The 17,725-nt window shown below is 64.6% G+C and carries 14 protein-coding genes, 1 rRNA gene and 2 pseudogenes; 8 read left to right on the forward strand and 9 right to left on the reverse strand.

What is annotated here, in order from left to right:
* Window positions 1-17 precede the first annotated feature (17 nt).
* Window positions 18-1,548 (reverse strand): 16S ribosomal RNA (locus OMK73_RS26390).
* Window positions 1,549-2,193: 645 nt separating this feature from the next.
* Between OMK73_RS26390 and OMK73_RS26395 the strand changes: the two genes are divergently transcribed.
* Entirely contained in the window at window positions 2,194-2,589 is a 396-nt protein-coding gene (locus tag OMK73_RS26395) for a DUF488 domain-containing protein (RefSeq protein WP_267604581.1), read from the forward strand.
* Window positions 2,590-2,599: 10 nt separating this feature from the next.
* On the opposite strand, the gene OMK73_RS26400 is transcribed toward OMK73_RS26395, so the two are convergent.
* Window positions 2,600-2,770: a hypothetical protein gene (locus OMK73_RS26400; RefSeq protein WP_267604582.1), complete on the reverse strand. Its 171-nt coding sequence runs from the start codon at window positions 2,768-2,770 to the stop codon at window positions 2,600-2,602.
* Window positions 2,771-2,992: 222 nt separating this feature from the next.
* Window positions 2,993-3,709 carry a GntR family transcriptional regulator gene (locus OMK73_RS26405; RefSeq protein ID WP_267604583.1) on the reverse strand — a complete coding sequence of 239 codons (717 nt, stop codon included), beginning with the start codon at window positions 3,707-3,709 and terminating at the stop codon, window positions 2,993-2,995.
* A gap of 307 nt (window positions 3,710-4,016) precedes the next feature.
* On the opposite strand from OMK73_RS26405, the pseudogene OMK73_RS26410 reads away from it, so the two are divergent.
* The 3 genes and pseudogenes from OMK73_RS26410 to OMK73_RS26420 all read left to right on the forward strand — a co-directional run bounded on the left by OMK73_RS26410 (window position 4,017) and on the right by OMK73_RS26420 (window position 8,285).
* A pseudogene (locus tag OMK73_RS26410) lies at window positions 4,017-5,263 on the forward strand (nucleoside recognition domain-containing protein).
* Window positions 5,264-5,775: 512 nt separating this feature from the next.
* Window positions 5,776-7,914 (forward strand): FUSC family protein, encoded by a 2,139-nt coding sequence (locus OMK73_RS26415; protein ID WP_267604584.1) that lies wholly within the window; start codon window positions 5,776-5,778, stop codon window positions 7,912-7,914.
* Between the two features lie 92 nt (window positions 7,915-8,006).
* On the forward strand, window positions 8,007-8,285 hold the full coding sequence (locus tag OMK73_RS26420; RefSeq protein WP_267604585.1) for a DUF1488 domain-containing protein: 279 nt from the start codon (window positions 8,007-8,009) through the stop codon (window positions 8,283-8,285).
* Between the two features lie 158 nt (window positions 8,286-8,443).
* Here the strand turns inward: OMK73_RS26420 and OMK73_RS26425 are convergent, their stop codons facing one another.
* Window positions 8,444-9,295: a L,D-transpeptidase gene (locus OMK73_RS26425; RefSeq protein ID WP_267604586.1), complete on the reverse strand. Its 852-nt coding sequence runs from the start codon at window positions 9,293-9,295 to the stop codon at window positions 8,444-8,446.
* Window positions 9,296-9,578: 283 nt separating this feature from the next.
* Between OMK73_RS26425 and OMK73_RS26430 the strand changes: the two genes are divergently transcribed.
* Window positions 9,579-10,373 carry a DUF1835 domain-containing protein gene (locus OMK73_RS26430; RefSeq protein ID WP_267604587.1) on the forward strand — a complete coding sequence of 265 codons (795 nt, stop codon included), beginning with the start codon at window positions 9,579-9,581 and terminating at the stop codon, window positions 10,371-10,373.
* A 22-nt stretch (window positions 10,374-10,395) separates the two neighbouring features.
* Window positions 10,396-11,034: a TetR/AcrR family transcriptional regulator gene (locus tag OMK73_RS26435; RefSeq protein WP_267604588.1), complete on the forward strand. Its 639-nt coding sequence runs from the start codon at window positions 10,396-10,398 to the stop codon at window positions 11,032-11,034.
* A 49-nt stretch (window positions 11,035-11,083) separates the two neighbouring features.
* Here the strand turns inward: OMK73_RS26435 and kefC are convergent, their stop codons facing one another.
* A complete protein-coding gene (gene kefC, locus OMK73_RS26440; protein WP_267604589.1) occupies window positions 11,084-12,898 on the reverse strand; it encodes a glutathione-regulated potassium-efflux system protein KefC in 1,815 nt (604 codons plus the stop codon).
* A 10-nt stretch (window positions 12,899-12,908) separates the two neighbouring features.
* Window positions 12,909-13,490, reverse strand: coding sequence for an NAD(P)H-dependent oxidoreductase (locus OMK73_RS26445; RefSeq protein WP_267604590.1), 582 nt, complete (start codon window positions 13,488-13,490; stop codon window positions 12,909-12,911).
* Window positions 13,491-13,907: 417 nt separating this feature from the next.
* On the opposite strand from OMK73_RS26445, the gene OMK73_RS26450 reads away from it, so the two are divergent.
* Window positions 13,908-14,606, forward strand: coding sequence for a GNAT family N-acetyltransferase (locus tag OMK73_RS26450; protein WP_267604591.1), 699 nt, complete (start codon window positions 13,908-13,910; stop codon window positions 14,604-14,606).
* Between the two features lie 79 nt (window positions 14,607-14,685).
* Here the strand turns inward: OMK73_RS26450 and OMK73_RS26455 are convergent.
* The 3 genes and pseudogenes from OMK73_RS26455 to OMK73_RS26465 form a co-directional block, all read right to left on the reverse strand.
* Window positions 14,686-15,174, reverse strand: a pseudogene (locus OMK73_RS26455) (Lrp/AsnC family transcriptional regulator); the annotation flags it as partial.
* Between the two features lie 418 nt (window positions 15,175-15,592).
* On the reverse strand, window positions 15,593-16,174 hold the full coding sequence (locus OMK73_RS26460) for an EF-hand domain-containing protein (protein WP_267604592.1): 582 nt from the start codon (window positions 16,172-16,174) through the stop codon (window positions 15,593-15,595).
* A gap of 163 nt (window positions 16,175-16,337) precedes the next feature.
* On the reverse strand, window positions 16,338-16,967 hold the full coding sequence (locus OMK73_RS26465) for a general secretion pathway protein (protein ID WP_267604593.1): 630 nt from the start codon (window positions 16,965-16,967) through the stop codon (window positions 16,338-16,340).
* 263 nt (window positions 16,968-17,230) lie between these two features.
* Between OMK73_RS26465 and gspG the strand changes: the two genes are divergently transcribed.
* Window positions 17,231-17,698 carry a type II secretion system major pseudopilin GspG gene (gene gspG, locus OMK73_RS26470; protein WP_267606519.1) on the forward strand — a complete coding sequence of 156 codons (468 nt, stop codon included), beginning with the start codon at window positions 17,231-17,233 and terminating at the stop codon, window positions 17,696-17,698.
* Window positions 17,699-17,725: the final 27 nt, after the last annotated feature.

Consider the following 17,725-nt stretch of genomic DNA (forward strand, 5'->3'; position numbering starts at 1 on the left):
TTGGATGCACGCTCTTGAAAGGAGGTGATCCAGCCGCACCTTCCGATACGGCTACCTTGTTACGACTTCACCCCAGTCATGAACCCTGCCGTGGTAATCGCCCTCCTTGCGGTTAGGCTAACTACTTCTGGCAAAACCCACTCCCATGGTGTGACGGGCGGTGTGTACAAGACCCGGGAACGTATTCACCGCGGCATGCTGATCCGCGATTACTAGCGATTCCAGCTTCACGTAGTCGAGTTGCAGACTACGATCCGGACTACGATGCGTTTTCTGGGATTGGCTCCCCCTCGCGGGTTGGCAACCCTCTGTACGCACCATTGTATGACGTGTGAAGCCCTACCCATAAGGGCCATGAGGACTTGACGTCATCCCCACCTTCCTCCGGTTTGTCACCGGCAGTCTCTCTAGAGTGCTCTTGCGTAGCAACTAAAGACAAGGGTTGCGCTCGTTGCGGGACTTAACCCAACATCTCACGACACGAGCTGACGACAGCCATGCAGCACCTGTGTCCACTTTCCCTTTCGGGCACCTGATGCATCTCTGCTTCGTTAGTGGCATGTCAAGGGTAGGTAAGGTTTTTCGCGTTGCATCGAATTAATCCACATCATCCACCGCTTGTGCGGGTCCCCGTCAATTCCTTTGAGTTTTAATCTTGCGACCGTACTCCCCAGGCGGTCAACTTCACGCGTTAGCTACGTTACTGAAGAAATGAATCCCCAACAACTAGTTGACATCGTTTAGGGCGTGGACTACCAGGGTATCTAATCCTGTTTGCTCCCCACGCTTTCGTGCATGAGCGTCAGTGACGTCCCAGGGGGCTGCCTTCGCCATCGGTATTCCTCCACATCTCTACGCATTTCACTGCTACACGTGGAATTCTACCCCCTCTGACATACTCTAGCCTTGCAGTCACAAGCGCCATTCCCAAGTTGAGCTCGGGGATTTCACGCCTGTCTTACAAAACCGCCTGCGCACGCTTTACGCCCAGTAATTCCGATTAACGCTCGCACCCTACGTATTACCGCGGCTGCTGGCACGTAGTTAGCCGGTGCTTATTCTTCCGGTACCGTCATCCCCCCGCCGTATTAGGGCAAGGGATTTCTTTCCGGACAAAAGTGCTTTACAACCCGAAGGCCTTCTTCACACACGCGGCATTGCTGGATCAGGGTTGCCCCCATTGTCCAAAATTCCCCACTGCTGCCTCCCGTAGGAGTCTGGGCCGTGTCTCAGTCCCAGTGTGGCTGATCGTCCTCTCAGACCAGCTACTGATCGTCGCCTTGGTGGGCCTTTACCCCACCAACTAGCTAATCAGACATCGGCCGCTCCTATCGCGCGAGGCCTTGCGGTCCCCCGCTTTCACCCTCAGGTCGTATGCGGTATTAGCTAATCTTTCGACTAGTTATCCCCCACGACAGGGCACGTTCCGATGTATTACTCACCCGTTCGCCACTCGCCACCAGGATTGCTCCCGTGCTGCCGTTCGACTTGCATGTGTAAGGCATGCCGCCAGCGTTCAATCTGAGCCAGGATCAAACTCTTCAGTTTAATACCTGTGTGACCCTTCGGTTTCCCGACGGATCTCGCTCTTTCGAGCGGTCGCTCACTCTCAGAAAACTGACTGGCTACGTCCGAAGACATAACCAACATGTTTTACTGTGCGAGCACTTTATAACTTGTAAGCTAAAAGACCGAAGTCTTCCGCATCCGCTATCAAGCGCCCACACTTATCGGTTGTTTGTTTGTTAAAGAACTGGCCGCGGCTCGCTTTGCTTGCCGCGTCGCTGCGTTTGTCTGCAGCAGAGAAACGAGATTATGAAGCGTGATCATCGTTTCGTCAACAGGTTTCGCAAACTTTCTTTGCTGCAGCCGGCGTCTGAACCCGCTCCGCCAACCACCCCTGCCAACCCCGCAACCCTTGTCCCGTCTGCTTTGCAGCGGTCTTTTGTGTTGCGAGGGGGCGAATAATAAGACGCTCCCCCGGTCCTGGCAAGCCTTTTCTGAAATGATTCTAATATCGACAGAAAAGCGCCCAACGAGGCTCATTAACACTGACCAGCACGACCAATCCGCAGCGCTAGCCGGCAACCGCCTGGCTGCGGCAAACTAGGGTCGCCGGACGGACCTGGGCGGCTCGCGACGAAGTCCGCCGCCGCGCCCGCGGGTCACTCTATATATAAGGGAGGAACTTGCATGACCATTCGCATTGTGAAGCTGGGCTCGCCCCGCTTGCCTGACGAGGGAATCCGCATTGGCACCGTGCGCAGGCTGCCCCGGGGCGTGCCGAAATCCGAGTTCGCCAAGCGGGACTACTACGATGTGTGGTTTCCGAACCTGTCGCCCTCAGCCGAACTGGTCGCGCAGGCCTTGGACATACAGGCCGAAGGGGATGAAAAGGCGTGGCGTGCATTCGAGCGGCACTTCCGTGCGGAGATGGCGCGCCCGGAAGCAAGCCGGACGTTGGATCTGCTGGCCGCGATGTCACAGCAAACGAATTTCTCGATTGGCTGTTATTGCGAGCACGAGGAAAGATGCCACCGCTCCATATTGCGCGCCCTGCTGGCGGCGCGCGGAGCTGCGCTATCTTAGGGTGATGCTGTCAGACCGCCTTTTGGTCGCGCACGCACTGGCGGCGGAACAAGGAACGCAGGCTGGGCCAGCGGACAGGCAGGAGCGGGGTGCGATGGCGCACAGCATCGCGCTTGGCATAGTGGGCCAGCAGTTGCTCGCCAACCGACTGCCGGAAATAGGCGGGCGTCGGGTAGTCCATGGTCAATCCCTATTGTGGTTCATCAGGATTGACAGTATACCGAATTTTGGTGCAGCGCGTCATACCGGGGCGCGCAAGCGCCCTATTTCGGGGCATTGTGTAGCTTCATGAATGCCCCTGAGTGCCAATAGAATCAACGACAAACGGCGCTACCGCAGCGACGGAAGCCGACTTGAGCCGGCACAGGATCGTTTTTGCATATCGAATACTATCTACCAGCGCTCAGGAACCCGGCGCACCGGCCTCGGCCAGATCTTCGGCCGCCTTGGCGGCGCTATAGACGTGCCGCGTCGCCAACAGCGCCGCCAGATCCGCATCGCCCGCGATGACTGCCTGCAGGATCTGCGCATGCTCCTCCCAGTTCTGCCGGGCGCGCGTGACATTGGCCGGCGCGAACAGCAGCCCCGTGCGCTCCCTGAGCGTACGCACCATGTCCTGCAGCACGCTATTGGCCGCGATATTGCCCAGCACCTCATGAAAGCGGGTGTTCAATTCGATGAAGCGCTCAGAGCGTCCGCTCGCAGCGGCCTCGGTGCCCTGGCGCAGCACTTCATTGAGTTCGGCGATCAGGGCTGGATCGCGGCGCTGGGCAGCCAGCTTGGCGTTAAGCCCTTCCAGCGTGGCCCGCACTTCGACCATTTCCTTGGCGATGTTCGGCGACAGCGTCGCCACCGAGGCGCCCCGCCGGGGCTCGATGCGTACCAGGCCTTCGGCGGCAAGCGCGCGCAGTGCTTCCCGCACGGGGATGCGCGACACGCCCAGTTCCGTGGAGAGCTTGTTTTCGACCAGGCGCTCGCCTTGGTTGTACTGCCCGCCGAGGATGCGCTCGCGCAACGTATCGGTCACCAGGGCGAACAATGGGGAGTGCTGGGCGCCAAGGCTGGCGCCGGCGGGATCCGAACCAGGAAGTGCGTGTTCGGTACCATGGGCGTCGGACATAGATTCTGGCTTGGGTCAGCGAGACACTGTCCTCGGGCAAGGCGCGCGGGCGAGCCATCGCGAACGGGTGTCTAAGGGATCAGGGACCGCGGCGCCGGCCCGGAAAGGCTGAGGGGCAATGCGCCCACGGTGGCATTGTCCGCATTGTATACCGGCGCAATAGGATTTTTGCGCAACACACCTTGCCAGTGCCAAGGCCAGCGCCACGGCCCCGCGGCCCTGGCACAACGTGCCGCCCTTGGGCCGGGTACGCGGTCCGGCAGGCTATGATGCGTAGCCTCTACCAAACCCCGCCTACGACTCGCCGATGGCTCTTAACCTGGTCTGGCTATCCTTCTTCCTGCTCGCCTTCGTCGTCGCCTGCATTCGTGTGGCGACAGGCGATACCGCGGTGTTTCCGGCAATGCTGGCGAGCCTGTTCGACAACGCACGCACCGCGTTCGAGATATCGCTTGGCCTGGCGGGCGTCATGAGCTTGTGGCTGGGCATCATGCGCATTGGCGAGCGCGCCGGCGTAGTCGACTTATTCGCACGCGCGGTCAATCCACTAATGCGCCACTTCTTCCCCGACGTTCCACAGGGTCACCCGGCCCAGGGCGCGATGATGATGAATGTGTCGGCCAACCTGCTAGGGCTCGACAACGCGGCGACGCCGCTCGGCCTCAACGCCATGCGGGAGCTACAGTCGCTCAATCCCCGCGCTGACATAGCCAGCAACGCGCAGATCATGTTCATCGTGCTGAACACGGCTGGCTTGACGCTGATCCCGACCTCGGTGATCGCCATGCGGCAAGCGATCTCGGTCAAGCAGGGCCTGGTCGGATTCAATGCCGCGGATATCTTCCTTCCCACCCTGCTGGCCACCTGCGTGTCCTGCCTGGCCGGCTTGCTGGCAGTGGCCTGGGCGCAGCGGCTCAACCTGCTCAAGCCAGCCGTGCTGGCCGCCTTCGGGCTGCTGTCGGCGGCTGTCGGCGGACTCTTCCTGTGGCTGCGGCACGCGCCCCGGAACAGGTGAGCACCGCCACAGCCCTGGCTGGCAGCGGCTTCATCCTGACGTTGATCGTGGTCTTCCTGATTTGCGGCGCCATGCGGGGCATCAATGTCTACGATGCCTTCGTCGACGGCGCCAAGGAAGGCTTTGGCGTCGCGGTGCAGATCATTCCCTATCTGGTGGCGATCCTGGTGGCGATCGGGCTGTTTCGGGTGACGGGCTGCATGGATGTCCTGATGCAGGGCCTGACCGCCGCTTTTGCCTGGCTGGGCCTGGACACCGCCTTCGTCCCCGCGCTGCCGGTCGGGTTGATGAAAATCCTGTCGGGCGCGGGCGCCCGCGGCCTGATGATCGACGTCATGAGCACCTATGGGGTGGACTCCTTCCAGGGCAAGCTCGCCGCGATCATCCAGGGCTCGACCGAAACCACCTTCTACGTGCTCGCCGTGTACTTCGGCAGCGTCAACATCCGCAACACGCGGCACGCGCTTGCCTGTGCCTTGTTCGCCGATCTTGTGGGCTTGTGCGCCGCAGTCGGCATCGCCTACCTGTTCTTCCGCTGAAACGGGCACGCCTTGCCGCGATAAAACCAACGAATCGTCGCCAAACACTCGATGGAAACAGGACAAAAAGAGAGGAAATTCCAGTTTTCAATGTATTAAGCCGCTACTTTGTTGCTCACAAACAACATGTTTGTGAAGCCAGACACGCTTGGCCTAGATGCCGCTTGGTGCGACGCAACAAATCATATATAGTGGAGTCTGTCTCCTCCACCACCTCGGTGGATTCCAGCCCGCGCACGAAACTGCGCGGGTTTTTTTGCCCGCGTTTTGCCGGTCACCACGGTTTGCCCTTGCTGCGGCGGCTCATGGCAAAGCCCTCAGCCGATCTTGCCCAGCGCACCAAGGAAGCTCAGCCGCTGCACCAGGAGGAGGCCAGGCCGCACCGCCCCGGTGTAAAAGGCGGATTTCCGCGCGAAATGTTGCGACGCAACATTCAATCCCGTAGAGTCGGTCTGTCCCTTGCGCCTGGCAGGGCGGATCTCCGCCTCGCAGCGCCCACCCATCTTGCCGACATGATTTCCGCGCTGCGCCTGCCCCGCCCCGATGCCTCGATGTTGCAAAGAGGCCTGGTCTACGCCTTCTCGTTCCTGGTCCTGGCCGGCACGGGATGGCTCACCGGGGAAGCCGGCTATCTGTGGGCGGCAACGGCTTCGATCTGGACCTGCCTGGCCGACCGCCGCGGCACCGCCGCCGAACGGCTGGCGGCACTTGGCTCCGTCGGTATTGGTGGCGCCGCCGCATGTGCCCTGGGCACGGCTGCGGCGGTGACGCCGTGGACGGCGGTGGCCGTGGTGCTAGTCGCCGGGCTGGCCGCCGGGCTGGCCGAGACCCGCGGCCCCGTGCCCGCCCTCTCGGCCAAGCTGCTCTATGTGGTGTTGATCGCCTCCTGCCTGCAACCAGCGGGGGATGGAGAGTTAGCCGTGCGCGTGCTTGCCCGCAGCCAGGAGTTCCTGCTTGGCGGGCTCTTCGCCTGCGTCGTCAGCGTGGCCCTGATTCGGTCTGCGCGCGACACGCGGCCGCGCGCGGAAATCCTGGCGGTGTTCGATGCCTTGCTGCGCTTTGCCTCGGATCTGGCGGCCGATGCGCCCGTGGGCGATGCGACGGTCATCAAGCGCGACATCCGCGAGCGTATCGAGGCCGCGCATCTGGCGATCAACATGCGGCGCAGCCTGCGGGACCCGCTAGGGCTGATGCACTATGCCTATGTGGTGAGCCTGGCCGATGCCATGTTCGCCCTGCTGATCGTTGCCGCCGAACTGCGCAGCCGCGCCGATGACGCGGGCTCCAAAGCTAGCGACGCGTGCAGCGTCGAGCACCTGCCACTTCGCCATTTGCTGCGTTGCGTCACCGATGTTCGGGAGCAGGTCTGCGAGGGACTGGCGCATCACGCGCCGGACCTGCCTTCGCTCTGCGCGGCGCTGGCCGGCGAACTGCGCCGCCTGCATGCACCGCTGGCAAATGCGGGGGCGCCGCCGTTGTACCAGGCTGCGCTCAGCGCACTGGCCCGGTATCCGGCCTTCGGCGACTGGCGCCGCGAGTACCGTTGGCCGCGGCGCGCCTTGCGCCGGACATGGCAACGCTGGCGCGCCGTGGTTGCGGAGCACACTGCCCGCGACGCCCGCGTGGCCCGCCATGCGGTGCGGCTGGCGCTAGCCGGCAGCCTGAGCCTGATGCCGGCGCAGCTCTGGAAAGTCGATCACGGATACTGGGTGGCGGTCACCGTCATCATGGTGCTTAGCCCCCAGTTGCAAACCACGCGAAGGATCTCGTTCCTGCGCTTCGCGGGTTCCCTGGCTGGCGCGCTGCTGGCCTGCGCCATCGGCCTGGCTCACCCACCGGCACCGCTTGCGCTGGCGATCAGCGCGGCCTGCCTGGCGGCCGCCTATACGTGTCGGCTCGCCGGCAGCCCGGGTGCCTTCGCCATGTGCCTGACGCCAGCGGTGATCCTGTTCTCATGGGTCGGGGCACCGGCGGCGGACAGCAGCCACTTTGCCGCGCTGCGGGGCATCGACACGGCGCTAGGCTGCCTGATCGCCCTGGCCAGCTATTATGTGCTGGCGCCGCGGGCCGAGTTATCGAGGGTGTATCGCCATAGCCTCGACGCCCTGGCGTCAAACACGGCGTACCTGCGGGCAGCATTTGCCGGCGCCAGCGCATTCACGACCTCGCCCACCCGCTCGCCCGCGCCGACGCAAACACGGCTGGAAGCATTGCGCATGGCGGCCGGCCGTACCTCCAGCCGGGCGGATCAAACCTTGCAGCAAGGCGTGGCGGAGCTCGCTCCGGAGCTGGCCCGCGAGTACGCCCAGCTGCACCTGGCCTTGCGGCGCATGGCAGCGCTGGCTGGCTTGGTGCGCGCGGGGCTTGAGGCCGAAGCGGGCAAGAACCAGGCGGAACCGGCCACGCAGGCAGTGCTGCAGGGCCTCGCCGCACAGCTGTCCGAGCTGGCAGCAAACCCCGGCGCAAGCGTGACTTCGCTCGCAAGCGCCTTCCTGCCCGATTCCGCCGCGCCGCTGGACCGGTTCCTGGTTGAACAAGCCGGCTTCGCCTCGGCCCAGATCAACGCCGCCCACGCAGCCGTGGCCGCCGTGCACCGGCTGGCTGGCGGTCTACCCAAGCCCAACCGCCCGCATTTGCCGTATCCGGGTTGATGACGGTCAAGGCCCCGCACTCTGCGTACATCGCGGATCGGAACCATCACCTAGAATGGTTCCATCCCTCAGTGACCGGTGTGAGGCACGCCATGCCCGAAATTTCCTTTCCCCGCAGCGTTCCCACCTACTGTGCGGCTAGCCTGACCCTCTCCTGCCCCGCGACTGTCAACGGGCAACCCACCCTGTATTCGATCACGGCCGAGGCACTCGAGACCCATTTCGGTGCCCGCTCCCCACGCGAGGAAGACCTGGTGCGGGCGTTTACCAGCCACCGGCAGCGCATCGAACACATCGCCCAAGGCCTGTTCGAGCTCACCCAGGCGCGCGAAATCCTGTTACGCAGCGGGCACATTCGCTTCGCAGGCTGAAGCCTCAGCCTTGCGCCGCCTGGCCTCGCACCAGCGGCACCGGCACGCTGGCCTGCCGGATCACGGATCTTCTTATAAGCCGCATGCGTCATTGCCATTTTCTCCAGAAGAACAACGGATAGTGACGGAAGCGACATCGCATTCCGCCGAATTCGATACTACCCGCCACCGCGCGACGCGGACGTTCCGTGCGGGCCTCGCGCGCCCGAGTCCACGATCACGAGATAGCGTCCGGGCCGGGCTACCGGCGCGCGGCCCGGGGCCAGGACCCAAAGCGAGTCACCGCGCTGCGCAGCCGCCAGGTAGTCGGCGTCCAGCAGCCCATAGTGGTCAAGGAGGCGATTCAGGGTCGCGGGGATCCGCACGCATCCCTTGGAGGCCGGGTGGCCCAGCCGAGATTCGAGCCGGTCCGGATCGGTGGCATGCATCTGCAAGCGCATCTGGCTCTCCCCGCCCTTGCCCCAGCCGCGCTGGGCATCGACCCAGCCGAAGTCATAGATGCGCATCCCGCTGACGCCGTAGCCCCGGATGCCGTTCTCGTTGTAGGTACCCTCGGCGCGGAAATCCATGTTGTCCACGCTGTGGCTGAATACGCCGATCGGGGTAATGAAATGATCGAAAGTGCCTGGCTTGCCTGTCGAGACGGGCGCGGCACCCACCCACTGCCAGGGTGCGTCGTCGGCAGGCCGCGCGAACAGCATGGCGGCCTGGACGCGCGGGTTGCGGTCGACCAGCACAGCCCAGTCGCCTGCGTCGGCCTCCCGCCCGTCCGCCTGTAGCGCGGACGCCAGCAAGCCGGCATACCGCATGGCGACTGGCGCCGGGAGGTTGAGGTGGCGCTGCACCTGTTGCAAGAATGCTTGCCGGACCATGCTGAGTTCATTGGCGACGGCGAGTGGTGACTGGATCGCCACCAGCGCGACTAGCGCCAATGGCGCCAGACGTCTGACGCGTGCGAGCCAGCGCCGAAAACCCTTGACGCGGGCCCGCTCTAAGCGAGCGCACGGCATGATTGCCTCCTTTGAATAGGCGTTGCGGCGATACGCCATGGTGGACGTTTACGCGGCGTGGCGCCTTGTGCAGGATCAAGTCCGACGCACGGCAGCGCTCCGGCGCCATCGTCCCAAGATGGCGGACGGTCTACCTATATAGACCGCAAAGGCACCGACTATTTCCGTTGGGTATGCCAGACGCCGCTTCCCGGGGACGAAGGATCGCCAGCGCACCGAGCGTTGCGACTCAGCCGCCGCGTTTCGTGCCTTAGTCACGTCGCATCCATATACAATCACGGCCATGCAATACATCCATGTCGTCAACGGCGACGTAGCGGGCAACACGCTACGGCAAGCCCTCGCCCAGGCCGCCAGGCCCGACCCGGTCGTCGTGCTTCGCGACGACCTCGCCGTCGGGCCGCTGGCTGACGTCGACAGCAGTGGGCTCATCCGCTCCGGTTTCTGGCAGCGCGTAGCGCCCCACAGCGACATCGACTTCGCCGCCGAAATGCACCAGGCGCTCGACCAGCTGCAAGGCCTGCGCAAGGACGAGCTGGAAGTCGCCATCTGGCATGGCCAGAGCGCTTCCGACCAGCTGATGCTGCGCCGGGTGGTGTTCCACCTCTATCAGTCACCCCAGCGCATCAATGAAGTGGCCATGGACCTGCGCGAGCTGGAAGCGCCCGCGCGCGGCAACCTGGCCGCCATTGGCATGTATCCCGCGGCCCGCCTGGCGCGGCGCTTCTCCACCATCGCCCCGGTCTCGGTGCTGCGCCTGGGCCGCCTGGGCTATGAGTGGCAGCAGAACGTCAAGGAAAACGCCGACGTCCGCCTGTGGAAGGGCAATACGCTGGTGCCCGCGGCTTACCACACGGTCGATGAAGTGATCCTGGAGCGCGCCCCGCTGGAATGGGCGCCGGCCGCGCAAGTGGTGGGCGGCGTAATGGGCGCCATCGAAGGCCTGCTGGCCAGCGACTGGTTTGTGTTCTGGCGCTGCCGCGAGCTGATTGGCGCCGGCCAGCTGGTGCTGCGCGGCAATGCCGAATCCCTGCAGACCTGCGAGCTGCGCCGCAACCTGTCCGCCGGCGGCGAGTAAAAAGAAAAAGGCGAAGGTCTCCATGGCCCGTACCAAGGCACCCGATTTCGAGGCGCAGCGCGAGCAGATCCTGGACCTGGCTGCCGCCGCCTTTGCCGCCAGCAGCTACCCCAGCACCTCGATGGCCGACCTGGCCGCCGCCTGCGGCACCTCCAAGGCCCGGCTGTACCACTATTACGAGAGCAAGGAAGCGATCCTGTTCGACCTGCTCGACCGCTACACGCGCCGGCTGATGCTGATCGTGACCGAGGTCGAGGCGGAGGCGGAACGCCAGGGACGCAGCGAGCTGGACAGCTTCTCCAACCTGATCCGGGCCTTCCTGGCCGAGTACGAGACCTCGCAGACCCGGCACGTAGCCCTGATCAACGACGTCAAGTTCCTCGCCGAGGAGCAGCGCGACCAGATCCTCAAGCGCGAGCGCGACGTGGTGGCCGCCTTCTCCCGCCAGTTGCGCCGGGCCTATCCCGAGCGCGTCACCCGCGACAACCAGGCCGCGCTGACGATGACGGTGTTCGGCATGATCAACTGGACCTTCACCTGGCTCAAGCCGGGCGGCAAGCTGTCGTATGCGGAGTTTGCCGAGATGGTGATCGACCTGTTGGCGGGCGGGTTGCCGGGTGCCCGCGCAGAACCCGCGGTGCGGCTGCGCGGCGCCGAATAAAGCATATTCATTGCCCATGCCGGCGCTCTTGCAGCGCCGGCGCGGCACCTCAGGACCAGTCCTCCTCTTCCCGCTGGCGGCGTTGATCGCGGTCCTGGCGGAACATTTCCTCCAGTTCGTCGCGCGCCTGGCGCGCCAGCGAGACCAGCTTCTTCTGGTCCGTGTAATGCGGGTAGAAGCGCTCGATCGCCGCGATGTTGTGCCGGCGAAAGCGCAGCGCGACCGAGCGTGCCTGCACGGGATCGTAGCCCAGCCCTTCGAGCACGCGACGGCCCAGCAACAGCGAGCCCTCGAACACTTCGCGCTCGAACAGGTGCACGCCACGGTCCTTGAGCTGGTAGACGTGCGACACGTGGCGTGCCCGCGCGTAGATCTGCAAGTGCGGGAAGCGCGCTCGCACGCTGTCGATCAGCGCGAGGCTGTCCTCCATGCCATCGATCGCCACCACCAGGATGCGGGCCCGCTCCGCGCCGGCGGATTCGAGCAGGTCCATGCGGGTGGCGTCCCCGTAGAACACCTTGAAATCGTACTGGCGCAGGAACTCGATCTGGTCGGGATCGTGGTCCAGCACGGTCACGCCGATCCCTTGCGCATAGAGCAGGCGGCCGATGATCTGGCCAAAGCGGCCAAAGCCGGCGATCAGCACGGGGTTGTCCTGCGGCGCGATCACGTCGTCCGGGCGCCGCGCCAGGCGGGCCAGCCGGGGCGCCACCAGCCGGTCGAAGACCAGCAGGAGCAGCGGCGTGGCCACCATCGACAGCGCCACCACCAGCACCAGCAGCGCCTCGGTGCGCGCCGGCAGCAAGCCGGCGCCGCCCGCCACGCCAAACACCACGAAGGCGAACTCGCCGCCCTGTGAAATCAGCAGCGCAAACAGCAGCCATTGGCCGCGCGCGATGCCAAAGCGCGGCGCCAGCAGGGCCAGCACCACGGTCTTGAGCAGCACGAAGCCAACCACCAGGGCCGCCACCTGCACCGGCGCCTGCATCAGCACGCCGAAGTCGATCGACATGCCTACCGCCATGAAGAACAAGCCCAGCAGCAGACCCTTGAAGGGCTCAAGGTCGGCCTCCAGCGCGTGACGGTACTCCGAGTCCGCCAACAGCACGCCGGCCAGGAAGGTGCCCAGCGCCATCGACAACCCCACCGCGTCCATCATCAGCGCGATGCCCACCACGAGCAGCAGCGCGAAGGCGGTGAACATCTCGCGCATGTCGGTGCGCGCGATAAAGCGCAGCGCGGGGCGGACCAGATAGCGCCCGCCTACCACCACGGCGCCGATCACCCCGACCGCCTTTGCCGCCCCGAGCCAGCCCGCCGCGCCGGTGGCGTCGGCGTCGGCGCCGCCGGCAGCCAGCAGCGGCAACAGCGCGATCATCGGGATCGCGGCGATGTCCTGGAACAGCAGGATGCCGAAGCTGGCGGCGCCCGCCGGCGTGCCGAAGAGATTGCGCTCGGTCAGCGTGGCCAGCGCGATCGCGGTGGACGACAGCGCCAGGCCCAGGCCCGCCACCAGCGCTACCTGCCACGATGCCCCGACCAGCGCAGCAACGCCGCCGAGCAGGATCGCGCAGGCCGCCATCTGGGCGCCGCCGTAGCCAAAGATGACACGGCGCAGTTCCCACAGCTTCTTGGGCTCCAACTCCAGGCCGATCACGAACATCATCAGCACCACGCCAAACTCGGAGAAATGCAGGATGGATTCGACGTTGGTCACCAGCCGCAGGGCCCACGGGCCGATCGCCACGCCGGCCAGCAGGTAGCCGAGCACCGCGCCCAGGCCAAAGCGGCGCGCCACCGGCACCGCCACCACCGCGGCAACCAGGAAGACCACCAGGGCCACCAGGAAATCGTGTTGTTCCATGGCGCGCTCCTCAGCTTGCGGCGGCGTTGGAGACAACGCCACGGGCAACGTCGGCAGTGCCGCCCAGCACGCCGGTGACCCGGCCGATATGGTCGGCCAGCGCTTGGGCGTCAGCCTGGTTGGCATCATGCAGCACCAGCGGCGACAGCCAGCTCATGCCGCACAGCACGGCGGTCTGCTCCAGCGGCAGCATGTATTCCTCGATGCTGTGGCCATGCGTGCCGTCGGGCCCGTAAGAGTCGGCGTGCCCACCGGTGCTGGCCACCACCAGCATGGACTTGCCACGCAGCGCCGTGCCGCCGGGGCCGTAAGCCCAGCCACTCTCCAGCACATCGTCCACCCACAGCTTGAGCAGCGCCGGCATGCTGTACCACTGCACCGGGAACTGCAGCACCAGCGTGCCGGCCCGCGCGAGCGCGCGCTGCTCAGCGACCACGTCGATGTCGTAGTCGGTATAGCTGGAGTAGAGATCGTGCACGGTCACGCCTGGCAGGCTTTCCAGTGCCGCCGCCAGCGGACGATTGACACGCGACAGATGCGGCCTGGGATGGGCATAGATAACGAGAATCGGGGGCTCGGCCTTGGGGTCCACGAAAATTCCTGAAAAAACGGCTTGCGCAACAGTGGCCACGAGGCCAGAAAGGGGTGTTTAAATCACTGGATGGCGTGGATTGCCTGGGCTGCCTAGTGCCAAGGCAGGGCCAATCCAGTGACCTGACCCGGGGAAAGCGGAGATGCGGCGTTGCAGCAAACCCACACCGACGAACGGAAAACGCCCGTACCACGCAACACAACCCATTGATTTAAATAGATTTATTTTGAATTTACAAAATCGAACAAGGTTGGCGGGGCCCTCACCTTACGTGAGACTGACAAATCCACTACAATACTTTTCGCGTTGCAGCAAGATAGTGTTTGCCCTTGTATCCCGATCAAATTGTCGAAAGTGCATGGACGAACACCCGCTGAGTGCTATTTTTATACCTGATTACGTCGCAAGGAAAACAAAGTGAATCCGCTCGAACTGAGCAAGGCCGTCGGGGCCGTATCCGACGAAGATCTCCGCCGTGCAGCCGCAGCCGCGCAAGCCTCGCAGCGCCCCACCACCCTGGTGCGCGAGCTGGCTGCGCATCATCGCTCGCGCCTGCTGAAGCATTTCCTCGCCCTGGGCGAGGAGGATCGCCTGCTCCGTTTTGGCCAGTCGGTTGGCGACCATGTGGTCGAAGCCTACGTCGATAGCATCGATTTCGACCACGACACCGTGTTCGGCGTGTATGACGAGCACCTGGAACTGATCGGCGTGGGCCACTTTGCCAACCTGCGCGACAACACGCAGGGCCGCGTTGCCGAGTTCGGTGTCTCCGTGTCGCAGAGCGCGCGTGGCCGCGGCATTGGCAGCTCGCTGTTCGAGCGTGCGGCCATGCACGGCCGCAACAGCAATGTGCGCACCCTGTACATGCACTGCCTGTCGCGCAACGCCGCCATGATGCACATTGCCAAGAAGGCCGGCATGAAGGTGCAGTATGCGTACGGCGAGGCCGATGCCTACCTTGAGCTGCCGCCTGCCGATACCGTCAGCCGCCTGACCGAGGCGCTCGACGAACAGGTTGCCGATCTCGACTACATGGTGCGCCGCAACCTTCGCGATGCGCGCCGTTTCGGCCTGCGCTTCTGGCGCTCGATGGTGCCGCAAAAGCGCACCGTCTAAGCGAAGCCTGCCGGCATCGTACCCATGGCGCGCCCGCCCGGCGCGCCATTTTCTTTGGTGCCGTTGCCGCGCAACCCTCAGCCCCCGGCACCGGCAAGGCCGTGGTGTCCTTGATGCATTCGAGCGCGAAGCTCGAGCGCACGTCGATGACCGCGGGATGGGCCAGCAAGTGGTCCTTCATGAAGCGCGCGAAATGCTCCATGTCTTCCACGTAGACCTTGAGCAGCAGGTCCATCTCGCCGGTCATGGCGTGGCAGGCGGCCACTTCCGGCCAGATCTCGATGGCAGCACGGAACAAGTCCAGCGGCGCCTTGCCTTTGGGCGCGCCGCCGTGCTTCTCGAGCCGTACGTTGATATAGGCGAGCAGCCCCAGCCCGATCCGGCCGGGCTCCAGCAGCGCCGCGTACTGGCGAATCACGCCAACCTCCTCCAGCCGGCGGATGCGCCGCAGGCACGGGCTGGGCGACAGGTTCACGCGCTCGGCCACTTCCAGGTTGGTCAACCTCCCGTTGGTCTGCAGCACCTCCAGGATCTTCCTGTCGATCTTGTCCAGCTCCACCTTGCTCACGATATTGTTGCTCCGCAATATGTTTGTCGGCAATTTTTTTGCGCAAATTTAGCAAACCGTGCACAAGTACGCAATTTTTTGTGGCGACCCGTATCCTGCAACGACTTTTCGCCCAGCGCAATCGCCTTACGGGTGCAAGCTGTCGCCACGGCGTACGGCCGTGCACAGGAACAGGGCGTAACAGGGCGTCCGAGACTTCCATGGCAGGAGCGACCCGCTCGCCCCGGACATTCAGGCCCTCAGGGGCGTGGTCTATCCGCAGATCCGGCGGGTCGAGCGTTCGGAAGGCAAGGATGGTGCCAACACCGGCCAGTGCGGCCAGCCACGGAGCAAAAAAGCGCGGCCGGCAACGGTCGCGCTTTTTCAATCTGCCCACGGCGCGGCGCGCCGTGGATCCTGCCTCAATCAGTCACCGCGATCAGCCACCGCCGCTCGACGGCGCAGCCGGGTTAGGCTGGTTATTGCGGGGCATCCGCTGCATCCGCTGCTCGTGCATCTTCTGCATGCCGGCGCGGATCTCGTCCAGCGTCAGCTTGCCGTCGTGGTTGGTGTCGAGCTGGTCGAAGTGCTTGGCCAGGTGAGGCATCCCGGCTTGCACCTCTGCCTTGGTGAGCGCGCCGTCGCCGTTCTTGTCGGCCGCCTTGAAGCGGGCTTCGAGCTCGGCCTGCATCTCGGCGCGGCGCTGCTCCATCATTGTCTTGCGATAGGCAGCGAGTTCGTTCTTGTCGAGCTTGCCGTCATGATTGGTGTCGATCTTGTTGAACAGCGCGTCGGCCTCCGCTTTGGAGATCGTGCCATCGCCGTCGGTATCGATCGATTTGAACCACATGCCGCCGCCATGCTCCATATGGTGGCGCATGCCCGCCTGAGGCCCGGGGGCCGGCGCGGCAGGGGCTGCGGGCGCGGCGGTCTGGGCGAAGGCTGCGCCGCCCATCGCCAGGAACACCGCCGAAGCGGCCATGAAATTCCGGATCGAACGTGCCTTGAGATTGCCTTGCATGTCTTTACTCCTTTTTCGTCTCGGTGGACTGGTAAGGATTAGAGCGCACGCCAGGCTGGAAAGTTGGTCCACCTAATACGTTGTTACGCGGCTCACAGTTAGGCGCTGCCGGCGTAAGCCGCTGAAAGTAACGGTAAATAAGATGGCGCAGCGCAGTTACAAGTCAGTCTTTGGCAGAGATAGGCTCGTTGCCGCCAGGCTGCCCCGGCAATGGCTGGGACTGCTGTTGCGGCAAGGACTGCGGCGGCGGTGCGGGGATGGGCGTGGCGGGCACCGGCATCGGCGTGGATAGCGGCGCCGCCGCGCCTGCCGGCAAAGCCGGTTGCGCGGCCGCCGCAGGGCCGCGCGTGACGATCGCCGGGACAGGTAGCGCAATTTCCTGGCGCACGCCGTTGCGCTCGATCACGATCCCGCGGTCGCGGACTTCCGTCAGCCGGATCTGCGACGACAGCGCGGTGCCCGCGCGCACGGCCTTGGGCGGGCCGCCATCCAGCGAGACAATGGCCGCACCGGCACCGCTGCCGATATCCGCGACCACCCCGATCAACTGCACGTCGCGCACGCCGGACTGCGCGTTGCCGCCGAACAGCGTGCCGGCCGCGCCGGTCTCCACCGCCTCGGTCTGCGCCACGCGGGCCGCGTGCGGCACGGCAATGGTCCGCATCGCGCTGAAGGTCAGCACCCAGCGGGTAGCCAGGGCGCACAGCGCGACGAACAGCACGAGCCCGGCCAGTCGCGGCAGCCAGAGGCTGGAGGGGTTGAAGCGAAAAGCGGGCCGCAAGGAGAGTTGCACGGAAGTGGGCTGGTGGGCGTCAAAGCACCAAGCCTACCAGAGCCGCATGACAGCTGTCTGCCTCCGCCGGGCCCGCGACGCATCGGCACGCCGAGGCGCAACGGTGCGTTCCGCGCCTTCCCCGGCGTTTTGCCGCGGTCGAACATGCAAGCACTCGCTCACAAAGCCGTCATGAAGTGGCGGTTATACTGTTTGACCAACTGGATCGCCGCCACGCGGATGCAAGCAGGCGCTCCGCCAGATATTCCATAAGGCTAACCATGATGCGCAGGAACGTTGCCACCCTCCCCGACTCCACCTCCCGCCTGGGCCGCCGCCGCTCGCGCGGCTTTACCCTGATCGAAATCATGGTCGTGATCGTGATCCTCGGCGTGCTGGCCGCGCTGGTGGTCCCCAAGATCATGAGCCGCCCCGACGAAGCGCGTATCGTCGCCGCGCGCCAGGACATCTCCTCGATCATGCAGGCGCTCAAGCTGTACCGCCTGGACAACAGCCGCTACCCCACCACCGAGCAAGGCCTGGCCGCACTGGTGGCCAAGCCCACCACCGAGCCGGTGCCCAACAACTGGAAGGGCGGCGGCTACCTGGAAAAGCTGCCCAAGGATCCCTGGGGCCATCCGTACCAGTACCTGAACCCGGGCGTGCGCGGCGAGATCGACGTGTTCAGCTTCGGCGCTGACGGCCAGGCCGGCGGCAGCGGCAACGACGCCGATATCGGCAACTGGGAATAAGGAACCACCGCCATGATCCGGGCCGGG

The sequence above is a fragment of the Cupriavidus sp. D39 genome, from assembly GCF_026627925.1.
Classification (GTDB): Bacteria; Pseudomonadota; Gammaproteobacteria; order Burkholderiales; family Burkholderiaceae; genus Cupriavidus; species Cupriavidus ulmosensis.

What these genes read in the sequence shown, in the direction of transcription:
- OMK73_RS26460 (WP_267604592.1), bottom strand. Translation starts at nt 16,174, where the DNA reads ATGCAAGGCAATCTCAAGGCACGTTCGATCCGGAATTTCATGGCCGCT.
- OMK73_RS26415 (WP_267604584.1), top strand. Translation starts at nt 5,776, where the DNA reads ATGATTTCCGCGCTGCGCCTGCCCCGCCCCGATGCCTCGATGTTGCAA.
- kefC (WP_267604589.1), bottom strand. Translation starts at nt 12,898, where the DNA reads ATGGAACAACACGATTTCCTGGTGGCCCTGGTGGTCTTCCTGGTTGCC.
- OMK73_RS26395 (WP_267604581.1), top strand. Translation starts at nt 2,194, where the DNA reads ATGACCATTCGCATTGTGAAGCTGGGCTCGCCCCGCTTGCCTGACGAG.
- OMK73_RS26425 (WP_267604586.1), bottom strand. Translation starts at nt 9,295, where the DNA reads ATGCCGTGCGCTCGCTTAGAGCGGGCCCGCGTCAAGGGTTTTCGGCGC.
- gspG (WP_267606519.1), top strand. Translation starts at nt 17,231, where the DNA reads ATGCGCAGGAACGTTGCCACCCTCCCCGACTCCACCTCCCGCCTGGGC.
- OMK73_RS26400 (WP_267604582.1), bottom strand. Translation starts at nt 2,770, where the DNA reads ATGGACTACCCGACGCCCGCCTATTTCCGGCAGTCGGTTGGCGAGCAA.
- OMK73_RS26430 (WP_267604587.1), top strand. Translation starts at nt 9,579, where the DNA reads ATGCAATACATCCATGTCGTCAACGGCGACGTAGCGGGCAACACGCTA.
- OMK73_RS26405 (WP_267604583.1), bottom strand. Translation starts at nt 3,709, where the DNA reads ATGTCCGACGCCCATGGTACCGAACACGCACTTCCTGGTTCGGATCCC.
- OMK73_RS26435 (WP_267604588.1), top strand. Translation starts at nt 10,396, where the DNA reads ATGGCCCGTACCAAGGCACCCGATTTCGAGGCGCAGCGCGAGCAGATC.
- OMK73_RS26420 (WP_267604585.1), top strand. Translation starts at nt 8,007, where the DNA reads ATGCCCGAAATTTCCTTTCCCCGCAGCGTTCCCACCTACTGTGCGGCT.